Raw genomic sequence first — 18,925 nt, 5'->3', positions numbered from 1 at the left:
GGCAGGCCGGCCGGCCCGGCGCTGATGTACGACGACCGCCGCGCGGCGGCCGAGACCGCCCGCGTCCAGGACGCGGGCGCCGCGCTCTGGTCGGCGCTCGGCTACCGGATGCAGGCCAGCTGGGCGCTGCCGAAGGTCGTGTGGCTCGCCGACCGCGGCGCCGTTCCGGCCGGGCACCGGCTCGCCCACCAGGCCGACCACCTCGCGGCCCGGCTGGCCGGGCACCCGGTGCCCACCGACACCAGCCACGCGCTCAAGACCGGCTACGACCTGGTGTCGCTCACCTGGCCCGCCGCCGTGCTCGACCGGCTCGGCGTGGACCCGCACCTGCTGCCGCCCGTCGTGACGCCGGGGGAGCGGGTGGCCGCGGTGTCCCAGGCGGCCGCGGCGCTCACCGGGATCCCGGCCGGCACCCCGATCGCCGCCGGGATGACCGACGGCTGCGCGGCGCAGGTGGCCACGGCTGCGCTCGCGCCCGGCGACTGGTGCTCGGCGCTGGGCACCACGCTCGTGCTCAAGGGCTCCACCAGCGAGCTGCTGCACGACCCGGCGGGTGCGGTCTACTGCCACCGCAACCCCGACGGCGGCTGGCTGCCGGGCGGGGCGTCGAGCATCGGCGCGGGCGTACTGAGCCGGGACCTCGACGGCGCCGACCTCGACGCGCTGACGGCACGCGCGCGGGAACGGCGGGTTCCCGCGGGCGCGACCTACCCACTGGCCGGCACGGGGGAGCGGTTCCCGTTCGTCGCCGACGCCGCCACCGGCTTCGACCTGGGCGCCCCGGCCGATGTCGATGCCGCCGGCCGGCTGCAGCGGGTGGCCCACGGCGTCGCCTACGTCGAGCGGCTGGCGTTCGACGTGCTCGCGGGCCTCGGCGCCGACGTCGGCGGCACAGTGGTCGCCACCGGGGGAGCCACGCGCAACGACTGGTGGACGCAGCTGCGCGCCGACGTGCTGCAGCGGCCGGTCGCCGTGCCGCGGGAGTCCGGGTCGGCGTTCGGCTCGGCCGTCCTCGCGGCCGCGCCCGTCGGACGGCTGGCCGCGACCGCGCGGTCGATGGTGGCGATGCGCCGCCGGTTCGAGCCCGACCCGGCCCGGGCCGGGGAGCTGACCGACGGCTACCACCGGCTGGTCGACGCGCTGCGCGAGCGCGGCTGGCTGCCGGCGGAGGTGGCCGTCCAATGACCTCCACGCAGCTCACCCTCGTCCGGCACGGCCGCACGATCTGGCACGCCGAGAACCGCTACGCCGGGGTCAGCGATGTCCCGCTGGACGACACCGGCCGCGCCCAGGCGGCCGCCCTCGCCGAGTGGGCCCGCGAGCACCCGCACGACGTGCTCGTCTGCTCGCCGGTGTCGCGCGCCCGGCAGACGACCGCCCCGGTGGCCGCGGCGCTGGGCGTCGAGGCCGAGGTCGTGGCGGACCTGCGGGAGGTGGACTTCGGGATCGCCGAGGGCCGCACGCTCGCCGAGCTCCGCGCCGCCGACCCGGCCGTCGCCGACGCGTTCGTCGCCGACCCGGTGCGCCACCCGTTCCCCGGCGCGGAGCCCCCGGCCGCCGCCGCCGAGCGGGTGCTCGGGGCGCTGCGCGGCGTCGTCGAGCGGCACTGCGGCACCTCGGTGCTGGTCGTCGCCCACAACACCGCGCTGCGCCTGGCGCTGTGCGCCTGGCTGGGGATCCCGCTCGCGCACTACCGCGACGTGCTGCCCCGTCTCGACAACGCCGCCGCCACCCGGCTGCGGGTGCCCGCCGACCCCGCCCGTCCGCCCGCCCTGCTCGGCCTCAACGTCCCGACCCGTTCCGCTCAGATCCAACGGAGGACCTGATGACCCGCGACGATCTCTGGACCCCGTCCCGCCCGTCCCGCCGGGACGTGCTGCGCATGCTCGGCCTCGGCGGTGCCGCGGTGGCGTCGTCGAGCCTGCTCTCGGCCTGTGGGCTGGGGGTGGGCGGCGGTGGTGGCCCGGCCGCGGAGAACGGTGCCGCCGAGGTCACCGGCACGTTCGACTGGCGCATGGCCGAGGGCACCGAGATCGCGGTGCTGCAGACCCCGCACCCGTACCAGGTGGCGTTCCAGCCGCTGCTCGCCGAGTTCACCGAGCTCACCGGCATTACCGTGCGCGCCGACCTCGTGGCCGAGGCCGACTACTTCACCCGCCTCAACACCGAGCTCGCCAGCGGCGCCGGCAACTACGACGCGTTCATGACCGGGGCGTACTTCATCTGGACCTACGGCCCTCCCGGGTGGATGGAGGACCTCCAGCCCTGGCTGGACAACCCGGCCGCGACGAACCCCGAGTACGACTTCGAGGACATCTACGAGGGCCTGCGGCGCTCCACGCGATGGGACTTCCAGCTCGGCAGCCCCCTCGGCACCGGCGGCCAGTGGGCCATCCCGTGGGGCTTCGAGACCAACGTCATCTGCTACAACAAGGCCGAGTTCGACCGCCGCGGCATCCGGCCGGCCGAGACGTTCGACGAGCTCGTCCAGCTCGCCACCGACCTCACCGACCGCGCGAACAACACCTACGGCATCGCGTTCCGCGGCTCGCGGTCGTGGGCCACCATCCACCCCGGCTTCATGACCCAGTTCACCCGCGAGGGCTGCGTCGACTACACGCTCGAGGGCGACCAGCTGACCGCGACGATGAACTCGCCGCAGGCGGTGGAGTTCACGCGCAAGTGGGTGGACCTCGCCCGCGCCGCCGGCCCCACCTCGTGGACCACCTACGAGTACCCGGACTGCACCGCGGACCTGGGAGCGGGCACGGCGATGATGGTCTACGACGCCGACTCCGCCACCTACCCGCAGAACATCGCGGGCAACAGCGCGCAGGCCGGCAACCTGGCGTGGCACCCCGGGCCGGCCGGCCCGGACGGCAACTACGGCACGAACCTGTGGACCTGGTCGCTCGCGATGAACTCGGCCGCGAAGAACAAGCTCGCGGCGTGGCTGTTCATCCAGTGGGCCACCGGCAAGGAGGCCCAGACCAAGGCCGTGCAGACCGGGCAGCTCGGGTTCGCCGACCCCACCAGGGCGTCGGTGTTCGACGGGGCGTTCAAGCAGACACTCGGCGACTTCCCCGGCTACCAGGAGACGTTCGAGCGGGTCATCGACTCCACCGACATCAAGTTCACGCCGCAGAAGCAGTTCTTCGAGACCACGGAGGACTGGGCCGTCGCCCTGCAGGACATCTACGCGGGCCAGGACGTGCAGACGCGCCTCGACGCGCTCGCCGAGGCCAACACGACCGCCATCAACCGGGCGAGCTGACATGACCAGCGCCGCCGCACTGGCCGACCGGGATCGCAGCAAGGTGGCCATGCTGCCGTCCAGTGGCAGTAAGGCCACCTTGCTGTCACGCGCGGGCGGGACGGAGGGCCGCTCGTGACCACGACCGCCCCGCCCACCTCCACCGGCGCCGCTGCTCCGGCCCGCCCTCCGCGTCCGGTGCCCGCCTGGCGCCGCGGCCTGCGGCCCTACCTGCTGTCGATTCCCGCGGTGCTCGTCATCGTCGGGATCCTCTACCCGTTCGTGATCGGCGCCTTCTACGCGTTCCTCAACTACGCCGCGGTCGTGCCCACGCCGGTGTTCGTCGGGCTGGACAACTTCGTCACGCTGTTCTCCAACCCCGCGTTCTGGTCCAGCGTGCGCACCACGGCCGTGTACGCCGTGGTGGGCACCGTCGTCGAGACGGTGCTGGGCATCGGCATCGCCCTGCTGCTCAACCGCTCGAGCCTGGTCGGGCGGATCTTCGAGCGGGTGCTGATCCTGCCGCTGATGATCGCTCCGGTCATCGCGGGCGTGATCTGGGGCCTGATGTTCAACCCCCAGTTCGGAGTCCTCAACCACGTGCTCGGCCTCGGCTCGACGTTCGACTGGCTGAGCGAGGACCTGGCGCTCTGGTCGGTCATGCTCGTCGACGTCTGGATCTTCACGCCGTTCGTGGCGATCCTCGTGCTCGCCGGGATCCGGTCGCTGCCGAAGGAGCCGTTCGAGGCCTCCGCGGTGGACGGCGCGAGCTGGTTCTACATGTTCCGGCGGCTCATGCTGCCCATGCTGTGGCCCTACATCCTGGTCGCGGTGATCTTCCGGTTCATGGACTGCCTGAAGATCTTCGACCACGTGTACGTGCTCACCGCGGGCGGACCGGGCGACGCGACGCGGACGCTGCAGGTGGCCGCGTACCAGGACTCCATCGTCAACCTCAACTACTCGCTCGGCAGCACGTACATGCTGCTGCTCTGGGCGATCGTGTTCATCACCGCCCGTTACCTGGTGAGCGTGCTGGGCAAGGCCCAGCGCCGGGCCGCCGGATCGGAGGAGTAGCGCATGGCCAGAGAGCTCACACCCGGGCAGCGGCGGTTCTCCCCGGCGTCCGTCGGGGCCGACCTCGTCCTCCTCGCGTGGTTCGTCTTCTCGCTGTTCCCGCTGGTCTGGATGGTGCTGCTGGCGCTCAAGACCGACGCGGAGCAGATCACCACCTACTTCGCGTTCACGCCCACCCTGGAGAACTTCGCCACCGTGCTGAGCGACGAGGGCACGCGCCTGACGAGCGTCGACTTCACCGACGCGATCCTCACGAGCGTGCTCAACTGCGTCGGCGCGGTGCTCGTGTCGCTGGTGATCGGCGTGCCGGCCGCGTACGCCGCGGGGCGCTGGCAGTACCGCGGGTCGAACGACGTGATGTTCACGATCCTGTCGTTCCGGTTCGCCCCGGAGCTGATGGTGATCGTCCCGCTGTTCGTCATCTACAACCAGCTCGGCCTGTTCGACACCAACGTCGGCATGGTGTGGGTGCTGCAGCTGGTGACGATGCCGCTGATCGTGTGGATCCTGCGGTCGTACTTCCAGGACCTCCCGGCGGAGCTGGAGCAGGCCGCGCTTCTCGACGGCTACTCGCGGCGCCGCGCGTTCGTGATGGTGGCGCTGCCGCTGGTGCGGCCGGGGATCGCGGCGTCGGCACTGCTCGCGTTCATCTTCGCCTGGAACAACTACGTGTTCCCGCTGATCCTCACCGGCAGCCGGAACACCCCGGTGACCGTGGCCGTCACCCGGTTCCTCGGGGGAGGCGGGCAGGCGTACTACAACCTGACGGCCGCCGCGGCGCTGATCGCCGCGCTGCCCCCGCTGCTGGTGGCGCTGGCGATCCAGCGGTACCTGGTGCGCGGCCTGTCGTTCGGGGCGGTGAAGAACTGATGGGTTCGCTCTCCGTCCGCGGGCTCACCGCCCGCTACGGCAAGACCGTCGCGCTGCACGGGCTGGACCTGGAGCTCGCCGACGGCGAGTTCTTCGTGATCCTCGGCCCGTCCGGCGCGGGCAAGACCACCACGCTCAAGTCGGTGGCCGGGCTCGTCGACGGCGCAGGCGGCGAGGTGCACATCGCCGGGCGGGACATGACCGGCGTGGAGCCCTACGACCGGGGCGTGGCGATGGCGTTCGAGAGCTACGCGCTCTACCCGCAGAAGACCGTGGAGCAGAACCTCGCCTCCCCGCTTCGCTCGGGCCGCAACGGGACGTGGACATCGGCGCAGCAGTCGGAGCGGATCCGCCAGGTGACCACCACGCTGGGCATCGACCACCTGCTGGGCCGCTACCCCCGGGAGCTGTCCAACGGGCAGCGCCAGCGCACCGCGCTCGGCCGGGTGCTGGTGCGCCCCGCCGAGGTGTACCTGCTCGACGAGCCGCTCTCGCATCTGGACGCGAAGCTGCGCGCCGCGATGCGGGCCGAGCTGAAGCAGCTCGGCGAGCTGTCGGGCACCACCACGCTGTACGTCACGCACGACTACCAGGAGGCGCTGGCGCTGGGCGACCGGATCGGGGTGCTGCGCGAGGGCAGGCTCGTCCAGGTCGGCACGCCCGCGCAGGTGTGGGGCGAGCCCGTCGACACGTTCGTGGCGCGGTCGCTCGGGCAGCCGGAGATGAACCTGCTCGACGCGCCCGTCGATCCGGGCGGGGTCGCGCGCGTCGCCGGGGTCGCCGTCGTGGTGCCCGCGGACGCGGGCGGGGCGGTGCGCGTCGGGATCCGGCCGCGGGACCTGGAGGCCGTCGACGGGCCGGCCCCCGAGGGTCGGCTGGTGCTGCGTGGACGGGTGACGCTCGCCGAGCGGCTCGGGCGGTCGGTGGAGCTGTCGGTCGACGCCGCGGGCCACCCGGTCATCGCTGTCACCGCCGACCACCGGGTCCGCGAGGGCGACGAGGTCACGCTGTCCGTCGACTGGGGTCGCGTGCACGTCTTCGGCCCGGGCGAGCCCGGCCCGCGGCTCGGATCCGCGCGGGAGCCCCTCATGACGGGAAGAGCACGATGACGGCAACCCTGCAGGCGCAGGCGCAGCGGCTGCGACTGGAGGCGCTGCGCAAGACCTACACCGCCCGCGGCCGCGAGTCGTTCGAGGCGGTGAAGGGGATCGATCTGGACATCGAGCCGGGCGAGCTGGTCGCGCTGCTCGGACCGTCCGGCTGCGGCAAGACCACCACGCTGCGGATGATCGCCGGGCTGGAGACCGTCACGTCCGGACGGATCGTCATCGGCGACCGGTCGGTGGGCGACCTGCCGCCCGGGAAGCGCAACGTCGGCGTCGGCTTCGAGAGCTACGCGCTGTACCCGCCGCTGACCGTCCGCGACAACCTGGCCTACGGGCTCAAGGCCCGCCGCTCCCGGGACGCGACGGCGCGGGTGGACGCGATCGCCGAGCGGCTCGAGATGACCGAGCTGCTGCCGCTGCGCCCGGCCAACCTCTCCAGCGGGCAAAAGCAGCGCGTCGCGCTGGCCCGCGCGCTCGTGCGCAACCCGCCGGTTCTGCTGCTCGACGAGCCGCTGTCGCACCTGGACGCCGGGCAGCGGCAGCGGGTGCGCCGGGAGCTGAAGGTGCTGCAGCGCGAGTTCGGGTACACCACGATCGTCGTCACGCACGACCAGCTGGAGGCGCTCAGCCTCGCCGACCGGATGGCGGTGATGGACGGCGGCGTGATCCAGCAGTTCGGCACGCCCGACGAGATCTTCGACGACCCGGCGAACCGGTTCGTCGCCGACTTCGTGGGCGAGCCGTCGATCAACCTGCTGGACGGGATCGTGGTCGACGGCGGCCGAGCGGTCCGGGTAGGTGACGCGGGCACACTCCCGGTGACGGCGGCGGTGGAGGAGGGCCGCGAGGTGGTGGTCGGGGTGCGCCCGCAGGACTGCGTCACCACCGAGGGCGGGCCGGGGCTCCGGGGCACCGTGCGGGTGTTCGAGAACCTGCTGGAGTTCGGCCTGGCCACCGTCGAGCTGCCGGGTGTGCCGGGCCGGGTCGTCGCGCAGGTCGCCGACGACCGGAACCTGCGGGCGGGGGACCCGGTCGTGATCGGCGCTCCGCCGGAGCGCGTGTACCTGTTCGACGTCAGCAGTGGAAGGCGGCTCCGATGACCGTGCGTGTGGTCTGCGCCGGGGACGAGTTCATCTCGGGCGATCTCCTCGCCCGGGCGGTGGAGGTGGAGCTGGAGCGGGTGGGGCTCGCCGGGAAGTTCGACGTCCTCGACACTCCGTGGCCCACCGCCCCGTTCGGGGAGGTCGACGGCGTGCGGGAGGCGGCGGGCGACCCGCAGCGCCTCGCGGAGCTGGTGCGCGGCGCCGACGCGCTCGTCACCCACCTCGCCCCGATCACGGCGGACGTGCTCGCCGCGGGCCGCGGCAGCCTCCGGGTGGTCGGGGTGACCCGGGGCGGGCCGGTGAACGTCGACGTGCCGGCCGCGACCGCCGCCGGGGTGCCGGTCGTCCACCTGCCCGGCCGGAACCTGGGGGCCGTCGCCGAGTTCTGCGTGGGCACCATGATCTGCGCGATGCGCGGCCTGCCCGCCGCGGCGGCGCAGCTGTCGGCGGGGCAGTGGGACGGCGGTGGGTTCCGCTACGACCGCACCGGCCTCGAGCTGCGCGCGGCGACCGTCGGGCTGGTCGGCCTGGGCGCGATCGGGCTGCGGGTGGCCGAGCTGCTGCGGGCGTTCGGGTCGCGGGTGCTGGCCGCCGACCCGTACGCCGACCCGGCGGCCGCTCAGCGGGCGGGCGTGCGCCTGGTCGACCTGCCGGAGCTGCTGAGCGAGTGCGACGTCGTCAGCCTGCACGCCCGGCTCACCGGCGAGACCCGCCACATCGTCGACGCGGCCGCGCTCGCGGGCATGCGGCCCGGCGCGGTGCTCGTCAACACCGCCCGCGGCGAGCTGGTGGACACCCGCGCCCTGGACGCCGCGCTCGCCTCCGGGCACCTGCGCGCCGCCGTGCTCGACGTGTTCGACCCCGAACCGCCCGCCCCGGACGACCCCCTGCCCCGGCGCCCCGAGGTGCTGGCCACCCCGCACCTCGCCGGCGCGTCCCGGCAGGTGGCGGAGGAGTCGGCCGCCCGGATCGCGGGCGAGGTGGCACGCGTGCTCGCAGGCGAGCCGCCGGAACACTGCGTGAACCCCGACGTGCTGGCGGGCCCGCCGACCTGAGCGGCCGTGCATACCGGACGGCCACCGTGCACACCGCCGGAGGTGTGCACGGTCAGCGGGCGGTGTGCACGCCCGCCTATCCCTGCACCACCGGGTTGGTCAGCACGCCCACCCCGGGGATGCGGCACTCCGCGGTGTCGCCCGGGCGGATGTGGGCCGCACCCGGGGTACCGGTGGAGATGATGTCGCCCGGTTGGAGCGGCATCACCGCGCTGTGGAAGCTGACGAGGAATTCGGGCGAGAAACGCATCCGGGCCACGGAGTTGGTGCGGTGCACCTGCCCGTTCAGGACGGTGGAGACCTCGACGGCGGACAGGTCGGCGGCGCCGAGCACCTCGGCGAGCGGCACGATCTCCGGCCCGAAGGAGAAGAAGCCGGGGAAGTTCTTCGACCGTGTGAGGAAGCGCGGGTTGCGCTCCAGGATGTCCTCGGCCGTCTGGTCGAGCACGGCGACCACGCCGGCGACGTGGTCGAGCGCGTCGGCCTCCGACACGTTCCGGCAGTACCGGCCGATGACCAGCCCGAGCTCGGCCTCGGCGGTGGTGCGCATGCTCTGCGACGGGAGCGGGATCGGCTCACCTGGGCCGATCACCGTGTGGTCGCCCTTGATGAAGGAGGCGGGCTCCTCGGGCACCTGCTCGGACAGGTCCGCCGCGTGGTCCACGTAGTTCAACCCGATCCCACAGATCAGCCGGGGGTGGCGGTAGGGCGCGCCGAACGCGACGGCCGAGCGTTCGGCGAACACCGTGTCCGGTGCCGCGTCGGCGAGCTTCGCCAGCTCGGCCCAGCGGCCCTCCACCAGGATCGCCAGCACGTCGCCGTCGAACCCGGGCAACAGGTCGGCGACGCGGGCGACGCCCCGCTGCGGGTCGACGACGGCGGGGAGCTCGGTGCCGTCGGTGCGGATGGTCGCCAGGCGCATGGGTGTCCTCCCGGGATGGCTGGGGCTGCTCCCGCATTGTTCCGCGAGAAACGAGATCGCACCCTCCGACGGCCTGGGGAGAGCAATGGGCGCGATCTCGCTCGAGGGGCTGCGGCGCGGGGCCGGGGCCGACATACTCGGGCCTGATCGACCGGCGAGGGGGAACCAGCGTGAGCGGGCCTGCGAGCTCACCATCAGACACAGCACATTCGCGAATGCCGCCGACGAGCGCCGGCGAGGAGGCGACATGAGCGTGGCTACCGGTGAGCGGCCCGGACCGGCACCCCGGACGGGACGCCATCTGATCGTGCTCGGTCCGGCGCTGCTCGGCGACGAGGACGCAAGCCGGGCGGCCCTGCGCGACCTGCTCGGCGCGGAGGACGTCACGAGCACCCGCGGGGGCGGTGAGCCGGGCGCCCGCCCGCAGCCCACGTTGTTCGCGGAGCTGGGCGTGGCGGTCGCGACGATCCCACCGGACCGGGTCGCGGCCGTCGCCGCCGACGAGCGGGTGCTCTCGGTCGAGCCGGAGCGGGTGCTGCACGCGCTGGGCGGGTCGGTGTCGGAGGAGTACCTGCGGGGGTTCCGGGACGCCGCGGCGTACCTGCACTCCGTGGCGGCCGAGGGTCTGCCGGAGCCGACGGCGCCGGAGTTCGAGGACACCCCCGAGCTGACGTGGGGGCTGCAGGCCACCGGCGTTCCCGCGGCGGTCGAGACGGGCGCGGGCACCGTGATCGCGGTGCTGGACACCGGCCTGGACCTCACCCACCCTGGCTTCGCCGGCCGCGAGATCGAGGCCCGGTCCTTCGTGGAGGGCGAGGAGCCGCAGGACGGGCACGGCCACGGCACGCACTGCACGGGCACGGCGTGCGGGCCGCTCGCCCCGGAGTCCGGTCGCCGCTACGGCGTGGCGCACGAGGCGCGGATCCTGGTGGGGAAGGTGCTCAGCGACGCGGGCTCCGGCACCGACGCGGAGATCCTCGCCGGGATGAACTGGGCCATCGCGAGCGGTGCCACGGTGATCTCGATGTCGCTCGGGGCGGACGTGAACGAGATCTCCACCGCCTACGAGACGGTGGGCCGCCGGGCGCTGGCCGCCGGCACGCTCGTCGTGGCCGCGGCCGGCAACAACGCCTCACGCAGCGAGGGCGATCCCGGCTTCGTCGGCATTCCCGCCAACAGCCCGTCGATCATGGCGGTCGGCGCGGTGGACAACACGCTCGCGGTTGCCGACTTCTCCGCCCGCAGCTCCGGCCTCGCGGGTGGCCAGGTCGACCTCGCCGCCCCCGGCGTCGCGGTCTACTCGTCCTGGCCGATGCTCGAGCACCACAACACGATCTCCGGCACCAGCATGGCCACCCCGCACGTCGCCGGGATCGCCGCGCTCTGGGCGCAGCGGACCGGCGCCACCGGCGAGGCGCTGTGGGCGCAGCTCGTGCGCTCGGCGCGGCGGCTGCCGCTGCCGTCGGAGGACGTCGGCGCGGGCCTGGTGCAGGCCCCGCCGCCCTGAGGGAGATGACCATGCCCGAGCACATCACCGTGTCGGTCGGCGACGACCACGTCGACCACATCGACGAGGTCGTGGAACGGCTGCGCGCGGCCGGGATGCACGTCGACCAGGTGCTGCGGCCGGTGGGGGTCATCACCGGCTCGGTGGAGACGCCCGCGGCCGAGGCGCTCGGGCAGCTGGCCGGCGTGGTGGCGGTGGAGCGGCAGCGGACGGTGCGGCTGCCACCGCCGGACGCCGGGGTGCAGTAGCTACCGGACGGCGGCGTCGGCGTCGCGCCGCAGGATCTCGTCCACGGTCGCGGCGACCGAGAGCCCGGACGTGTCGAGCCACAACCCGATGCGGGGCGTCTCCTCCCGGAGCACGCGGTCCAGCGCCGTGACCGTCCACATGCCGTAGCTGTCCTTGCTGCGGGCCATCTCGCGCGCCGCGACGGCGACGGGCCGCGGGGCCAGGACGACCACCCGCAGCGGACGGGCCCGGATCGCCCCGACCAGGAACTCGAGCTCCGGGCCCAGGACGACGTCCGGGACGACCGGCGTGAAACCCGCGTCGGCGTAGGCGTCGCAGGCCGTCGCCGTCAACCGGTGGCGCAGGCGCAGCTGCCGGTGGGCCTCCGGGCCCGCGCCCGGGGTCATCCTCTCGCGGCCGTTCACGATCCAGCGCCGGAAGATGTCGCCGTGCACGTGCACCGAAGGTCCAGGCAGTCGCTCGGCGAGTGCCTGGGCCACCGTCGACTTCCCGGCCGCCTGGATCCCCCTGACGAGGTACGCGGTCACGTTCCCCCCTTGTGTCGCTGGTAGTACCGCGCCACCCGCACGCGGTTGCCGCAGAGCGCCGGTGAGCACCAGCGGCGCCGCGGGTGCGCCGGCAGGAACAGCAGCCGGCAGCCCGGGCCCTCGCAGGCGCGGACGCTGCGCACGGCCGGGTCGGTGAGCAGATCGACGGCGGCCTCGGCGAGCCGGGCCAGCAGGTCGCGGGTGGGGTCCCCGCTGCGCCTGACCTGCGCGACAACGGCGTTGCCGTCGTGGGCGAGCTCGAAGTACGCGGGCGCCGCCCGGCCCGCCGCCGTGAGCGCGCGCAACACGGGCCCGGGTGGGGCCTCGCCGCGGCGGGCGTGCTCGACCGCGTCGGCGACGTGCGCGCGGAGCGCGTGCAGGGCCGCGAGGTCGACCTCGCCCGTGGCCGCGCCGAGCCGGTCGGACTGCAGGTGCAGCCAGGAGCGGAGGGCGTCGTGCGTGGCCAGCAGATCAACGGTGCCGTCGCCGTCGGGGTCGCCCGTCACGGTGTTGACGAGGTCGAGCGCGAGCGGCTCGCCGACGAGGGGCGCGGGATCCACGCCGCTAATGCTACTTCACGGAGTTGACACGTTAGATCAATACCAGTATTAATGCCTCATCTCGCCGACAAGGAGTGTGAACATGCCTCTCACGATCCCTCGGGTGCACCACCGCCACGTCGACGTCGGCGGTGTCCGCGTCTTCTACCGGGAGGCCGGCCCGGCGGACGCCCCGACCGTGCTGCTCCTGCACGGTTTCCCGTCGGCGTCGCACCAGTTCCGTCGCCTCATCGACGCCCTCGGCACCCGCTACCACCTCGTCGCCCCCGACTACCCGGGCTTCGGGCACACGGAGGTGCCTGCCGACTTCGGCTACTCGTTCGACGCGCTCGCGGACGTGGTGGAGGGCTTCGTGGTGGCGCTCGGCCTGGAGCGGTTCGTGATGTACGTGTTCGACTTCGGCGGCCCCGTCGGCTTCCGGCTCGCGCAGCGGCGCCCGCAGCGGATCGCCGGGCTCGTGATCCAGAACGCCAACGCCTACGCCGAGGGCCTGTCCGCCGCGGCCCGCGACACGATCGCCGAGCGGCCCGGTGTGCCCGGCGCGGCGGAACGGGTGCAGGAGCTGTTCCGGCTGTCGGTCACCCGCGGCCAGTACGAGGGCGGCAGCTCCGACGCGTCACTCGTGGCGCCGGACGGGTGGACCCTCGACCAGCACTTCCTGGACCTGCCGGGCCGCGCGGCCGCCCAGACCGCGCTGGCGCTGGACTACCACTCCAACGTGGAGCGCTACCCGGCCTGGCAGCAGTGGCTGCGCGAACACCGCCCGCCCGCGCTGGTCGTGTGGGGCCGCAACGACCCGTTCTTCACCGAGCCGGGCGCCCACGCCTACCTGCGTGACCTCCCGGACGCGGAGCTCCACGTGTTCGACACCGGGCACTTCGCGCTCGAGGAGAACCTCCCCGAGATCGCCCCGCTGATCGCCGCGTTCGTGGACCGGACGGCCGCCGATCCCGCGCTCGATCATTCCGGAACGCCGTCGGGCCCCGCCTCCTCCCCGCGGGCGAACGCCCTGGCGAACTCCTGATCGCCGAGCGATCGCCGCGCCGCGGCGGCGATCCGGTCGACGTCGCCCCGCTCCGCGGCCGGCAGCGGCCGCCCCACCGACTCCCGAGCCCGGGAGGCCGCGCCGAGCAGCCGGGCCACCCGCTCGGCCTCGCCGGCCAGCGCGTGCGCACCGGCGAGCCCCTCCAGCGCGAGGGCGACCGCGCGCGGATTGCCCGTGCGCCGGGCCATGGCCAGGCCCTCGCGGTGCAGCCGGGCGGCCGCCTCCGCGTCGCCCCGGTGCTCGGCCACGAACCCCAGCTCGGCCAGCACCAGCGCGGCGCCGGGCTCGAAGCCCACCTGCCGGTGCCACCGCAGCACCTCGTGCAGGTGCTTCTCCGCCTCATCCAACCTGCCCTGGCTGCGGGCGCCAAGCGCGAGCCCGATCTGCGCGTACACCCGCGCGGTGGTGGAGCCCTGCTCGACGGCGAGCCGCACCGGCCGCTCGTGGTACTCCTGCGCCTGCTCGGGCCTGCCGGTGAGCAGGGACACGCGCCCGAGCCAGGACAGCTGATAGGAGACCTCCGGCCACAGCCCGAGCGCCTCGGCCCACTGCAGCCCCTCGTGGTGGTGCCGCGCCGCCCGGTCGTAGTCGCCGGCGAGCGACGCGAGCGTGCCGAGCGCGAACGACGCCTGCACCTGGCCCCAGCGGTCGCCGATCTCGGCGAACAGCTTCGCGCTCCCGAGCGCGGCCGCCTCGGCCGCCGGAAAGTCGCCCGCGGTCATCGCCTGGCTGAACCGGTCGGAGAGGGTGGCCGCGATCCCCCAGCGGTCGTCGAGCGCGCGGAAGTCGGCGAGCGCCCGGCGGGTGAAGTGCTCGCCCGCGCCCATGTCGCCGACCGTGGAGAGGACGTAGCCGAGGAACCACAGCGCCCGCGCCCGCTCGGTGGGATCGTCGATCGCATCGACGCCCGCGAAGGCGACGTCGTCGCGCGGCTCCCCGTCGAGGACGGCGAGGCCCGCCTGCCAGGCCGCGGCCTGCGCCGTGGCGGCTGCCGGGCCGGGCAGCGCCGCAGCGGTGGCGAGCGCGCGCCGGGCCTCGCCGAGCCGACCGCGGAGGAACCAGTACCAGGTGAGGGCGGTGGCGATGCGCAGTGCGAGCGCCCCGTCGCGCCGCTGCACGGCGGTGTCGAGGGCGGCACGCAGGTTGGGTGACTCCGCGTCGAGCCGCTCGAGCCACGACCCCTGGTCGGGGCCGCGCAGGCGGGCGGCGGCGCGTTCGGCGAGCGCTGCGTAGTGGTGCGCGTGCCGCAGCCGCAGTCCCTCGGCCTCGCCCGCGTCGTGCAGCCGCTCGAGCGCGTAGGCGGCGACGGTCTCGAGCAGCCGGTACCGGGGCGCCGGGCCGCGGTGGTCGGCGACGACGAGCGAGCGGTCGACCAGCCGGGCGAGCAGATCGAGGACGTCGTCGGCGGCGACCTCGCCGCCGGCGCAGACCGCCTCGGCGGCGTCGAGCCCACATCCGTCGGCATGGACGGCGAGCCGGCGCAGCACGATGCGTTCGGCGCCGGTGAGCAGCTCCCAGCTCCAGTCGATGGTGGCGCGCAGGGTCTGCTGGCGGGCCGGCAGGTCGCGGCGGCGCTCGGCGCGCAGCAGCCGGAACCGGTCGTCGAGGCGGCTGAGCAGCTCGGCCACCCCGAGCGTCCGGATGCGGGTAGCGGCCAGCTCCAGGGCCAGCGGCATCCCGTCCAGCCGCCTGCAGAGCGCGGCGACGGCGGCGGCGTTGCCCGCGTCGAGGGTGAACCCGGGCGCCGCCGCGGCGGCCCGCGCGACGAACAGCTGCGTCGCCGTGCTCTGCTGCACGGCCGTGAGGGAATCGGCCGCCGGGACGTCGAGTGGCGGGACGGCCCAGAGCGTCTCGCCGCCCACCCCGAGCGGTTCGCGGCTGGTGGCGAGGACGCGCAGCTGGGGCGCGGCCTGCAGCAACCGCGCGACGACCGCGGCCACGGGCTCCACCAGCTGCTCGCAGTTGTCCAGGACCAGGAGCGTGTCGGTGGTGCGCAGGACGCCGGCGACGTGCTCGAGCAGCGCCCCGCGGCCGCCCGGTTCCTCGCGGACGCCGATGGCGGCGGCCACGACCTCCACGACCTCGTGCGCGTCGCGGACGTGCGCGTCGAGGCCGGCGAACTCGACGAGCCAGGTGGCGTCGCTGCGTGGCCGTGCGGGCCGTGGCGAGCGCCAGCTGCGTCTTGCCGACCCCACCCGGCCCCGTGAGCGTGACCAGCCGGGCGCCGTCCAGGAGCGAGCCGACCGCGTGGACCGCCTCCGCCCGGCCGACGAGCTCGGTCACCGGTGCGGGGAGGTTGGTGCGGGGCCGCTCGGCGGGCGGCGGTTCGCCGATCACGGCGCGGTCCTGTCGCAGGATCGCCTGGTGCAGCTCGGTGAGCTCGCGGCCCGGGTCGAGGCCGAGCTCCTCGGTGAGTCGCCTGCGCAGGTCGGTGAAGCTGTCGAGCGCCTCACTCGGCCGTCCGGCCCGGTGCAGGGCGCGGATGTGCAACGCGCGCAGCCGTTCCCGCAGCGGGTGCCGGGTGACGAGGTGGCCCAGCTCGCCCGCGAGCAGGCCGTGGTCGCCGAGCGCGAGCCGCGCCTCCGCCGCGTCCTCCTGCGCGGCGAGCCGCTCGTCCTCCAGCCGCCGAGCCTCCGGCGCGGCGAACGGCTCGTCGGCGACGTCGGCCAGTGCGGGCCCCCGCCAGAGCGCGAGCGCATCGGCCAGGAGGGCGGCCCGAACGCGCGGCTCCGGCATGTCGCGCGCCTGCGCGACGAGCGCCCGGAACCGGTGCGCGTCGACGGTGTGCGGCTCGATCTCCAGCTGGTAGCCCGGCCCCCGCCGGGCCACCAGCGCGCGCCCGCCGGGAGCGGCGGCGGCCAGGGCGCCACGCAGCTGCGAGACCTTCGTCTGCAGGGCGTTGGCCGGGTTGCCGGGGAGCCGCTCGCCCCACAGGTCCGCGGCCAGCCGGTCGGCCGACACGGGGCGCCCTTGGTGCACGAGGAGGTCGGCCAGCAGCGCGCGGACCTTCGCCTCGGGCACGCGCACCGGGCGGCCGTCGGCGTCCCACAACGTGAGCGGACCCAGCACCCCGAAACGCATGTCGTGACGGTAGCGGGGGGCACCGACAGCGGGCCGTGCGCCGATCCACAGGAAACCGTGCGGGCCGGGGCGCACCGTGGTCCTCGTCAGCGAACGACGAGAGGAACGCAGCGATGAGTACGAACCCGAGCGGAGTCACCGTCATCGGCCTGGGCCCGATGGGGCAGGCGATGGTCCGCTCGTTCCTGGCGGCCGGGCATCCCGTCACCGTCTGGAACCGCACCGCCTCCCGGGCGGACGACCTGGTGGCGGCCGGTGCGACCCGGGCCGCGACCGTGGTGGACGCGGTGGCCGCGAACCGGCTGGTCGTCCTGAGCCTCACCGACTACCGGGCCATGTACGACATCCTCGGCGACGCCGGCGGGGCCGTGGCGGGCCGCGTGGTGGTCAACCTCAGCTCCGACACCCCGGACGTCACCCGGGAGGCGGGCCGGTGGCTGGCCGAGCGCGGTGCCCAGCTGGTGACCGGTGGTGTGATGGCGCCGGCCCCGCTGGTGGGCAAGGACCCCGCGTTCGTGTTCTACAGCGGCCCGCGGGAGGCGTTCGACGCCCACGCCGACACGCTGGCGGTGATCGGCCGCACCGAGTACCTGGGCGCCGACCACGGCCTGGCGCAGCTGTACTACCAGGCGCAGCTGCAGGTGTTCCTGACCTCGCTGGCCACGCACCTGCAGACGTTCGCGATGATCGGCGCGGCCGGTGTGCCGGCTCGGGAGTTCCTGCCGTACGCCGTGCAGAACGCCAACGACATCGCGATGTACCTGGAGGAGACGGCGAAGGCGATCGACGAGGACGACCACCCGGGCGACCTGGCGAACGCGACCATGATGGGGGCGACGGCCGACCACATCGTGGGAACGGTCCGCAGCATCGGGATCGACAGCGCCCTGCCCGACGCGGTGAAGTCGCTCTACGACCGCGCCATCGAGCGCGGCCACGGCCGCGACAGCTGGACGAGCCTGATCGAGGTGATGCGGAAGCCCTGACCCGGCGCGCCCGGACGGGGGAGTCCGGGGCCGGTCCGCGTGACGAGGGGGGAAGCGGGTACGCGCTCGCCATGGCCGCCTCCCCGCGCATGGTGGTGCTGCGCGCGTTGAACCTCGGTGACCTGCTGGTCATCGTGCCGGCGCTGCGCGCGCTGCGCCGGGCCTTTCCCGACCACGAGATCACGCTGGCCACGCACGGCTGGCTGGCGCCGCTCGTGGAGCCGATCGGTGCCGTCGACCGGCTCGAACCGACCCAGGGGCTGTCCCCGCTGCCGGGTCCGCCGCGTGCCGATGTCGTGGTGAACCTGCACGGCGTGGCCGCCGAGAGCAACCCGGTGCTCGACGCGCTGCGGCCGAGCCGCCGGATCGGGCACGCGGCGCCGGGCTGGCCGGGCCCGCCGTGGCGGCCCGGCGGCCACGAGCGGCACCGCTGGTGCGACCTGCTGGTCGCGCACGGCATCCCGGCCGAGCCCGACGACCTGCTGCTGCACCCGCCGTCGGTCGCGCCGCCCGTGCCGGGGGCGACGGTGGTGCACGTCGGAGCCGGGTACGGCGCGAAGCAGTGGCCGGTCGAGCGGTTCGCCGCGGTGGCCGCGCAGCTGCACCGCGAGGGGCACGACGTGGTGCTCACCGGCTCGGCGAAGGAGCGCCCGCGGGCGCTGGCCGTCGCCGCGGCGGCCGGGCTGCCGTCCGGGGCGGTGCTCGCCGGCGAGACCGGGCTCGGCGAGCTGACCGCGCTGATCGCCTCCGCCCGGCTGCTCGTGAGCGGCGACACCGGGGCGGGGCACCTGGCCTCGGCCTACCGCACCCCGTCGGTCGTGCTGTTCGGCCCGGCCCCGATCGAGGAGTGGGGCCCGCCGGAGCGCGAGCCGCACCGGGCGCTGACGGTGGCGGAGCTGCGCCGCGGCGACCCGTTCGCGGCCGAGCCCGATCCGGCGCTGCTTGGTGTGGGCGTCCCGGACGTGCTCGCCGCCGTGACGGACGTGCTTGCCGCCCGGCCGATGAGGAGTTGACCGGAAAAATCTTCATTGGTGGGAACAGAAAGCCTGCACTGCCCATTGAAGGAGGTGCTCGGGCTGCTCCGGCAGCCCGGGGCAGGGACGAGTTCCGCGAGGAGGCATGACGATGCTGATGCGTACCGATCCGTTCCGCGAGCTGGACCGGCTGACCCAGCAGTTCCTCGGTCAGACCGGCACCTGGTCGCGCCCCACGGCGATGCCGATGGACGCCTACCGCTCCGGCGACGAGTTCGTGGTGCACTTCGACCTGCCGGGCGTCGACCCGGAGGCGATCGAGCTCCACGTCGAGCGGAACGTGCTCACGGTCAAGGCCGAGCGGCGGCTGGCGGAGGGCGAGCCGGTGGAGACGGTGGTGGCTGAGCGGCCGCACGGGGTGTTCTCCCGGCAGCTGTTCCTCGGCGAGACCCTCGACAGCGAGCGCGTCGACGCGCGCTACGACGCCGGTGTTCTCACGCTGAGGATCCCGGTGGCCGAGCGGGCCAAGCCGCGCCGGGTCGAGGTCAGCGCCGGCGACGGGCCGCGGGAGATCACCCGCTGATCCGCCGCCGCGCACGGCGACACGACG

The 18,925-nt window shown here is 74.4% G+C and carries 18 protein-coding genes and 1 pseudogene; 14 read left to right on the top strand and 5 right to left on the bottom strand.

All coding sequences use genetic code 11. The features are described from left to right. The 8 genes from KME75_RS16095 to KME75_RS16060 all read left to right on the top strand — a co-directional run. The coding region (locus KME75_RS16095) for an FGGY-family carbohydrate kinase (protein ID WP_219415631.1) at nt 1-1,185 on the top strand (1,185 nt) is incomplete at its 5' end. Continuing rightward, entirely contained in the window at nt 1,182-1,826 is a 645-nt protein-coding gene (locus KME75_RS16090; RefSeq protein WP_219415630.1) for a histidine phosphatase family protein, read from the top strand. The genes KME75_RS16095 and KME75_RS16090, both read left to right, overlap by 4 nt. Further along, nucleotides 1,826-3,274 (top strand): extracellular solute-binding protein, encoded by a 1,449-nt coding sequence (locus KME75_RS16085; protein WP_246632190.1) that lies wholly within the window; start codon nt 1,826-1,828, stop codon nt 3,272-3,274. Before KME75_RS16090 ends, KME75_RS16085 begins: the two co-directional genes overlap by 1 nt. 114 nt (nt 3,275-3,388) lie before the next feature. Further along, nucleotides 3,389-4,330 carry a carbohydrate ABC transporter permease gene (locus KME75_RS43205; RefSeq protein ID WP_219415629.1) on the top strand — a complete coding sequence of 314 codons (942 nt, stop codon included), beginning with the start codon at nt 3,389-3,391 and terminating at the stop codon, nt 4,328-4,330. Nucleotides 4,331-4,333: 3 nt separating this feature from the next. Then, a complete protein-coding gene (locus KME75_RS16075) occupies nt 4,334-5,200 on the top strand; it encodes a carbohydrate ABC transporter permease (RefSeq protein ID WP_219415628.1) in 867 nt (288 codons plus the stop codon). Beyond that, nucleotides 5,200-6,309, top strand: a complete 1,110-nt coding sequence (locus KME75_RS16070; protein WP_219415627.1) for an ABC transporter ATP-binding protein — start codon at nt 5,200-5,202, stop codon at nt 6,307-6,309. The genes KME75_RS16075 and KME75_RS16070 overlap by 1 nt, the downstream gene beginning before the upstream one ends. Beyond that, entirely contained in the window at nt 6,306-7,406 is a 1,101-nt protein-coding gene (locus KME75_RS16065) for an ABC transporter ATP-binding protein (protein WP_219415626.1), read from the top strand. Before KME75_RS16070 ends, KME75_RS16065 begins: the two co-directional genes overlap by 4 nt. A gap of 2 nt (nt 7,407-7,408) precedes the next feature. Further along, a complete protein-coding gene (locus KME75_RS16060; RefSeq protein ID WP_219415634.1) occupies nt 7,409-8,464 on the top strand; it encodes an NAD(P)-dependent oxidoreductase in 1,056 nt (351 codons plus the stop codon). A gap of 76 nt (nt 8,465-8,540) precedes the next feature. Here the strand turns inward: KME75_RS16060 and KME75_RS16055 are convergent, their stop codons facing one another. Continuing rightward, a complete protein-coding gene (locus tag KME75_RS16055) occupies nt 8,541-9,386 on the bottom strand; it encodes a fumarylacetoacetate hydrolase family protein (protein ID WP_219415625.1) in 846 nt (281 codons plus the stop codon). Nucleotides 9,387-9,633: 247 nt separating this feature from the next. Here KME75_RS16055 and KME75_RS16050 point away from each other — a divergent pair, with 247 nt between their 5' ends. After that, nucleotides 9,634-10,893, top strand: coding sequence for a S8 family serine peptidase (locus tag KME75_RS16050; protein ID WP_219415624.1), 1,260 nt, complete (start codon nt 9,634-9,636; stop codon nt 10,891-10,893). An 11-nt stretch (nt 10,894-10,904) separates the two neighbouring features. Further along, nucleotides 10,905-11,141 (top strand): hypothetical protein, encoded by a 237-nt coding sequence (locus tag KME75_RS16045; RefSeq protein ID WP_246632188.1) that lies wholly within the window; start codon nt 10,905-10,907, stop codon nt 11,139-11,141. Here the strand turns inward: KME75_RS16045 and KME75_RS16040 are convergent, their stop codons facing one another. Continuing rightward, a complete protein-coding gene (locus KME75_RS16040; RefSeq protein WP_219415622.1) occupies nt 11,142-11,669 on the bottom strand; it encodes a phosphotransferase-like protein in 528 nt (175 codons plus the stop codon). Then, entirely contained in the window at nt 11,666-12,229 is a 564-nt protein-coding gene (locus tag KME75_RS45915) for a CGNR zinc finger domain-containing protein (protein WP_219415621.1), read from the bottom strand. Before KME75_RS45915 ends, KME75_RS16040 begins: the two co-directional genes overlap by 4 nt. 82 nt (nt 12,230-12,311) lie before the next feature. On the opposite strand from KME75_RS45915, the gene KME75_RS16030 reads away from it, so the two are divergent. Beyond that, complete coding sequence (locus tag KME75_RS16030; protein ID WP_219415620.1) at nt 12,312-13,253, top strand: alpha/beta fold hydrolase; 942 nt, start codon at nt 12,312-12,314, stop codon at nt 13,251-13,253. Here KME75_RS16030 and KME75_RS16025 read toward each other — a convergent pair. Both KME75_RS16025 and KME75_RS45910 read right to left on the bottom strand, forming a co-directional pair. Then, a complete protein-coding gene (locus tag KME75_RS16025; RefSeq protein WP_308282816.1) occupies nt 13,190-15,469 on the bottom strand; it encodes an ATP-binding protein in 2,280 nt (759 codons plus the stop codon). The genes KME75_RS16030 and KME75_RS16025 overlap by 64 nt on opposite strands. A gap of 217 nt (nt 15,470-15,686) precedes the next feature. Beyond that, a pseudogene (locus tag KME75_RS45910) lies at nt 15,687-16,355 on the bottom strand (AfsR/SARP family transcriptional regulator); the annotation flags it as partial. Nucleotides 16,356-16,468: 113 nt separating this feature from the next. Between KME75_RS45910 and KME75_RS16020 the strand changes: the two are divergent. From KME75_RS16020 to KME75_RS16010, 3 genes are all read left to right on the top strand, one after another. Next, entirely contained in the window at nt 16,469-17,341 is an 873-nt protein-coding gene (locus KME75_RS16020) for an NAD(P)-dependent oxidoreductase (RefSeq protein ID WP_219415619.1), read from the top strand. A gap of 71 nt (nt 17,342-17,412) precedes the next feature. Then, entirely contained in the window at nt 17,413-18,354 is a 942-nt protein-coding gene (locus tag KME75_RS16015) for a glycosyltransferase family 9 protein (protein ID WP_219415618.1), read from the top strand. Nucleotides 18,355-18,466: 112 nt separating this feature from the next. Beyond that, nucleotides 18,467-18,898, top strand: a complete 432-nt coding sequence (locus KME75_RS16010) for an Hsp20/alpha crystallin family protein (protein ID WP_219415633.1) — start codon at nt 18,467-18,469, stop codon at nt 18,896-18,898. The last annotated feature ends 27 nt before the right edge of the window (nt 18,899-18,925 follow it).

Origin of the sequence: Pseudonocardia nigra (assembly GCF_019396355.1) — a bacterium.
GTDB classification, from domain to species: domain Bacteria; phylum Actinomycetota; class Actinomycetes; order Mycobacteriales; family Pseudonocardiaceae; genus Pseudonocardia; species Pseudonocardia nigra.
This window is presented reverse-complemented; position numbering and strand designations above follow the sequence as displayed.

Excerpts from the sequence above, each read along its gene's own strand:
- KME75_RS16090 (WP_219415630.1), top strand. The coding sequence starts at position 1,182 with ATGACCTCCACGCAGCTCACCCTCGTCCGGCACGGCCGCACGATCTGG.
- KME75_RS16085 (WP_246632190.1), top strand. The coding sequence starts at position 1,826 with ATGACCCGCGACGATCTCTGGACCCCGTCCCGCCCGTCCCGCCGGGAC.
- KME75_RS16075 (WP_219415628.1), top strand. The coding sequence starts at position 4,334 with ATGGCCAGAGAGCTCACACCCGGGCAGCGGCGGTTCTCCCCGGCGTCC.
- KME75_RS16070 (WP_219415627.1), top strand. The coding sequence starts at position 5,200 with ATGGGTTCGCTCTCCGTCCGCGGGCTCACCGCCCGCTACGGCAAGACC.
- KME75_RS16065 (WP_219415626.1), top strand. The coding sequence starts at position 6,306 with ATGACGGCAACCCTGCAGGCGCAGGCGCAGCGGCTGCGACTGGAGGCG.
- KME75_RS16055 (WP_219415625.1), bottom strand. The coding sequence starts at position 9,386 with ATGCGCCTGGCGACCATCCGCACCGACGGCACCGAGCTCCCCGCCGTC.
- KME75_RS16050 (WP_219415624.1), top strand. The coding sequence starts at position 9,634 with ATGAGCGTGGCTACCGGTGAGCGGCCCGGACCGGCACCCCGGACGGGA.
- KME75_RS16045 (WP_246632188.1), top strand. The coding sequence starts at position 10,905 with ATGCCCGAGCACATCACCGTGTCGGTCGGCGACGACCACGTCGACCAC.
- KME75_RS16030 (WP_219415620.1), top strand. The coding sequence starts at position 12,312 with ATGCCTCTCACGATCCCTCGGGTGCACCACCGCCACGTCGACGTCGGC.
- KME75_RS16020 (WP_219415619.1), top strand. The coding sequence starts at position 16,469 with ATGAGTACGAACCCGAGCGGAGTCACCGTCATCGGCCTGGGCCCGATG.
- KME75_RS16015 (WP_219415618.1), top strand. The coding sequence starts at position 17,413 with ATGGCCGCCTCCCCGCGCATGGTGGTGCTGCGCGCGTTGAACCTCGGT.
- KME75_RS16010 (WP_219415633.1), top strand. The coding sequence starts at position 18,467 with ATGCTGATGCGTACCGATCCGTTCCGCGAGCTGGACCGGCTGACCCAG.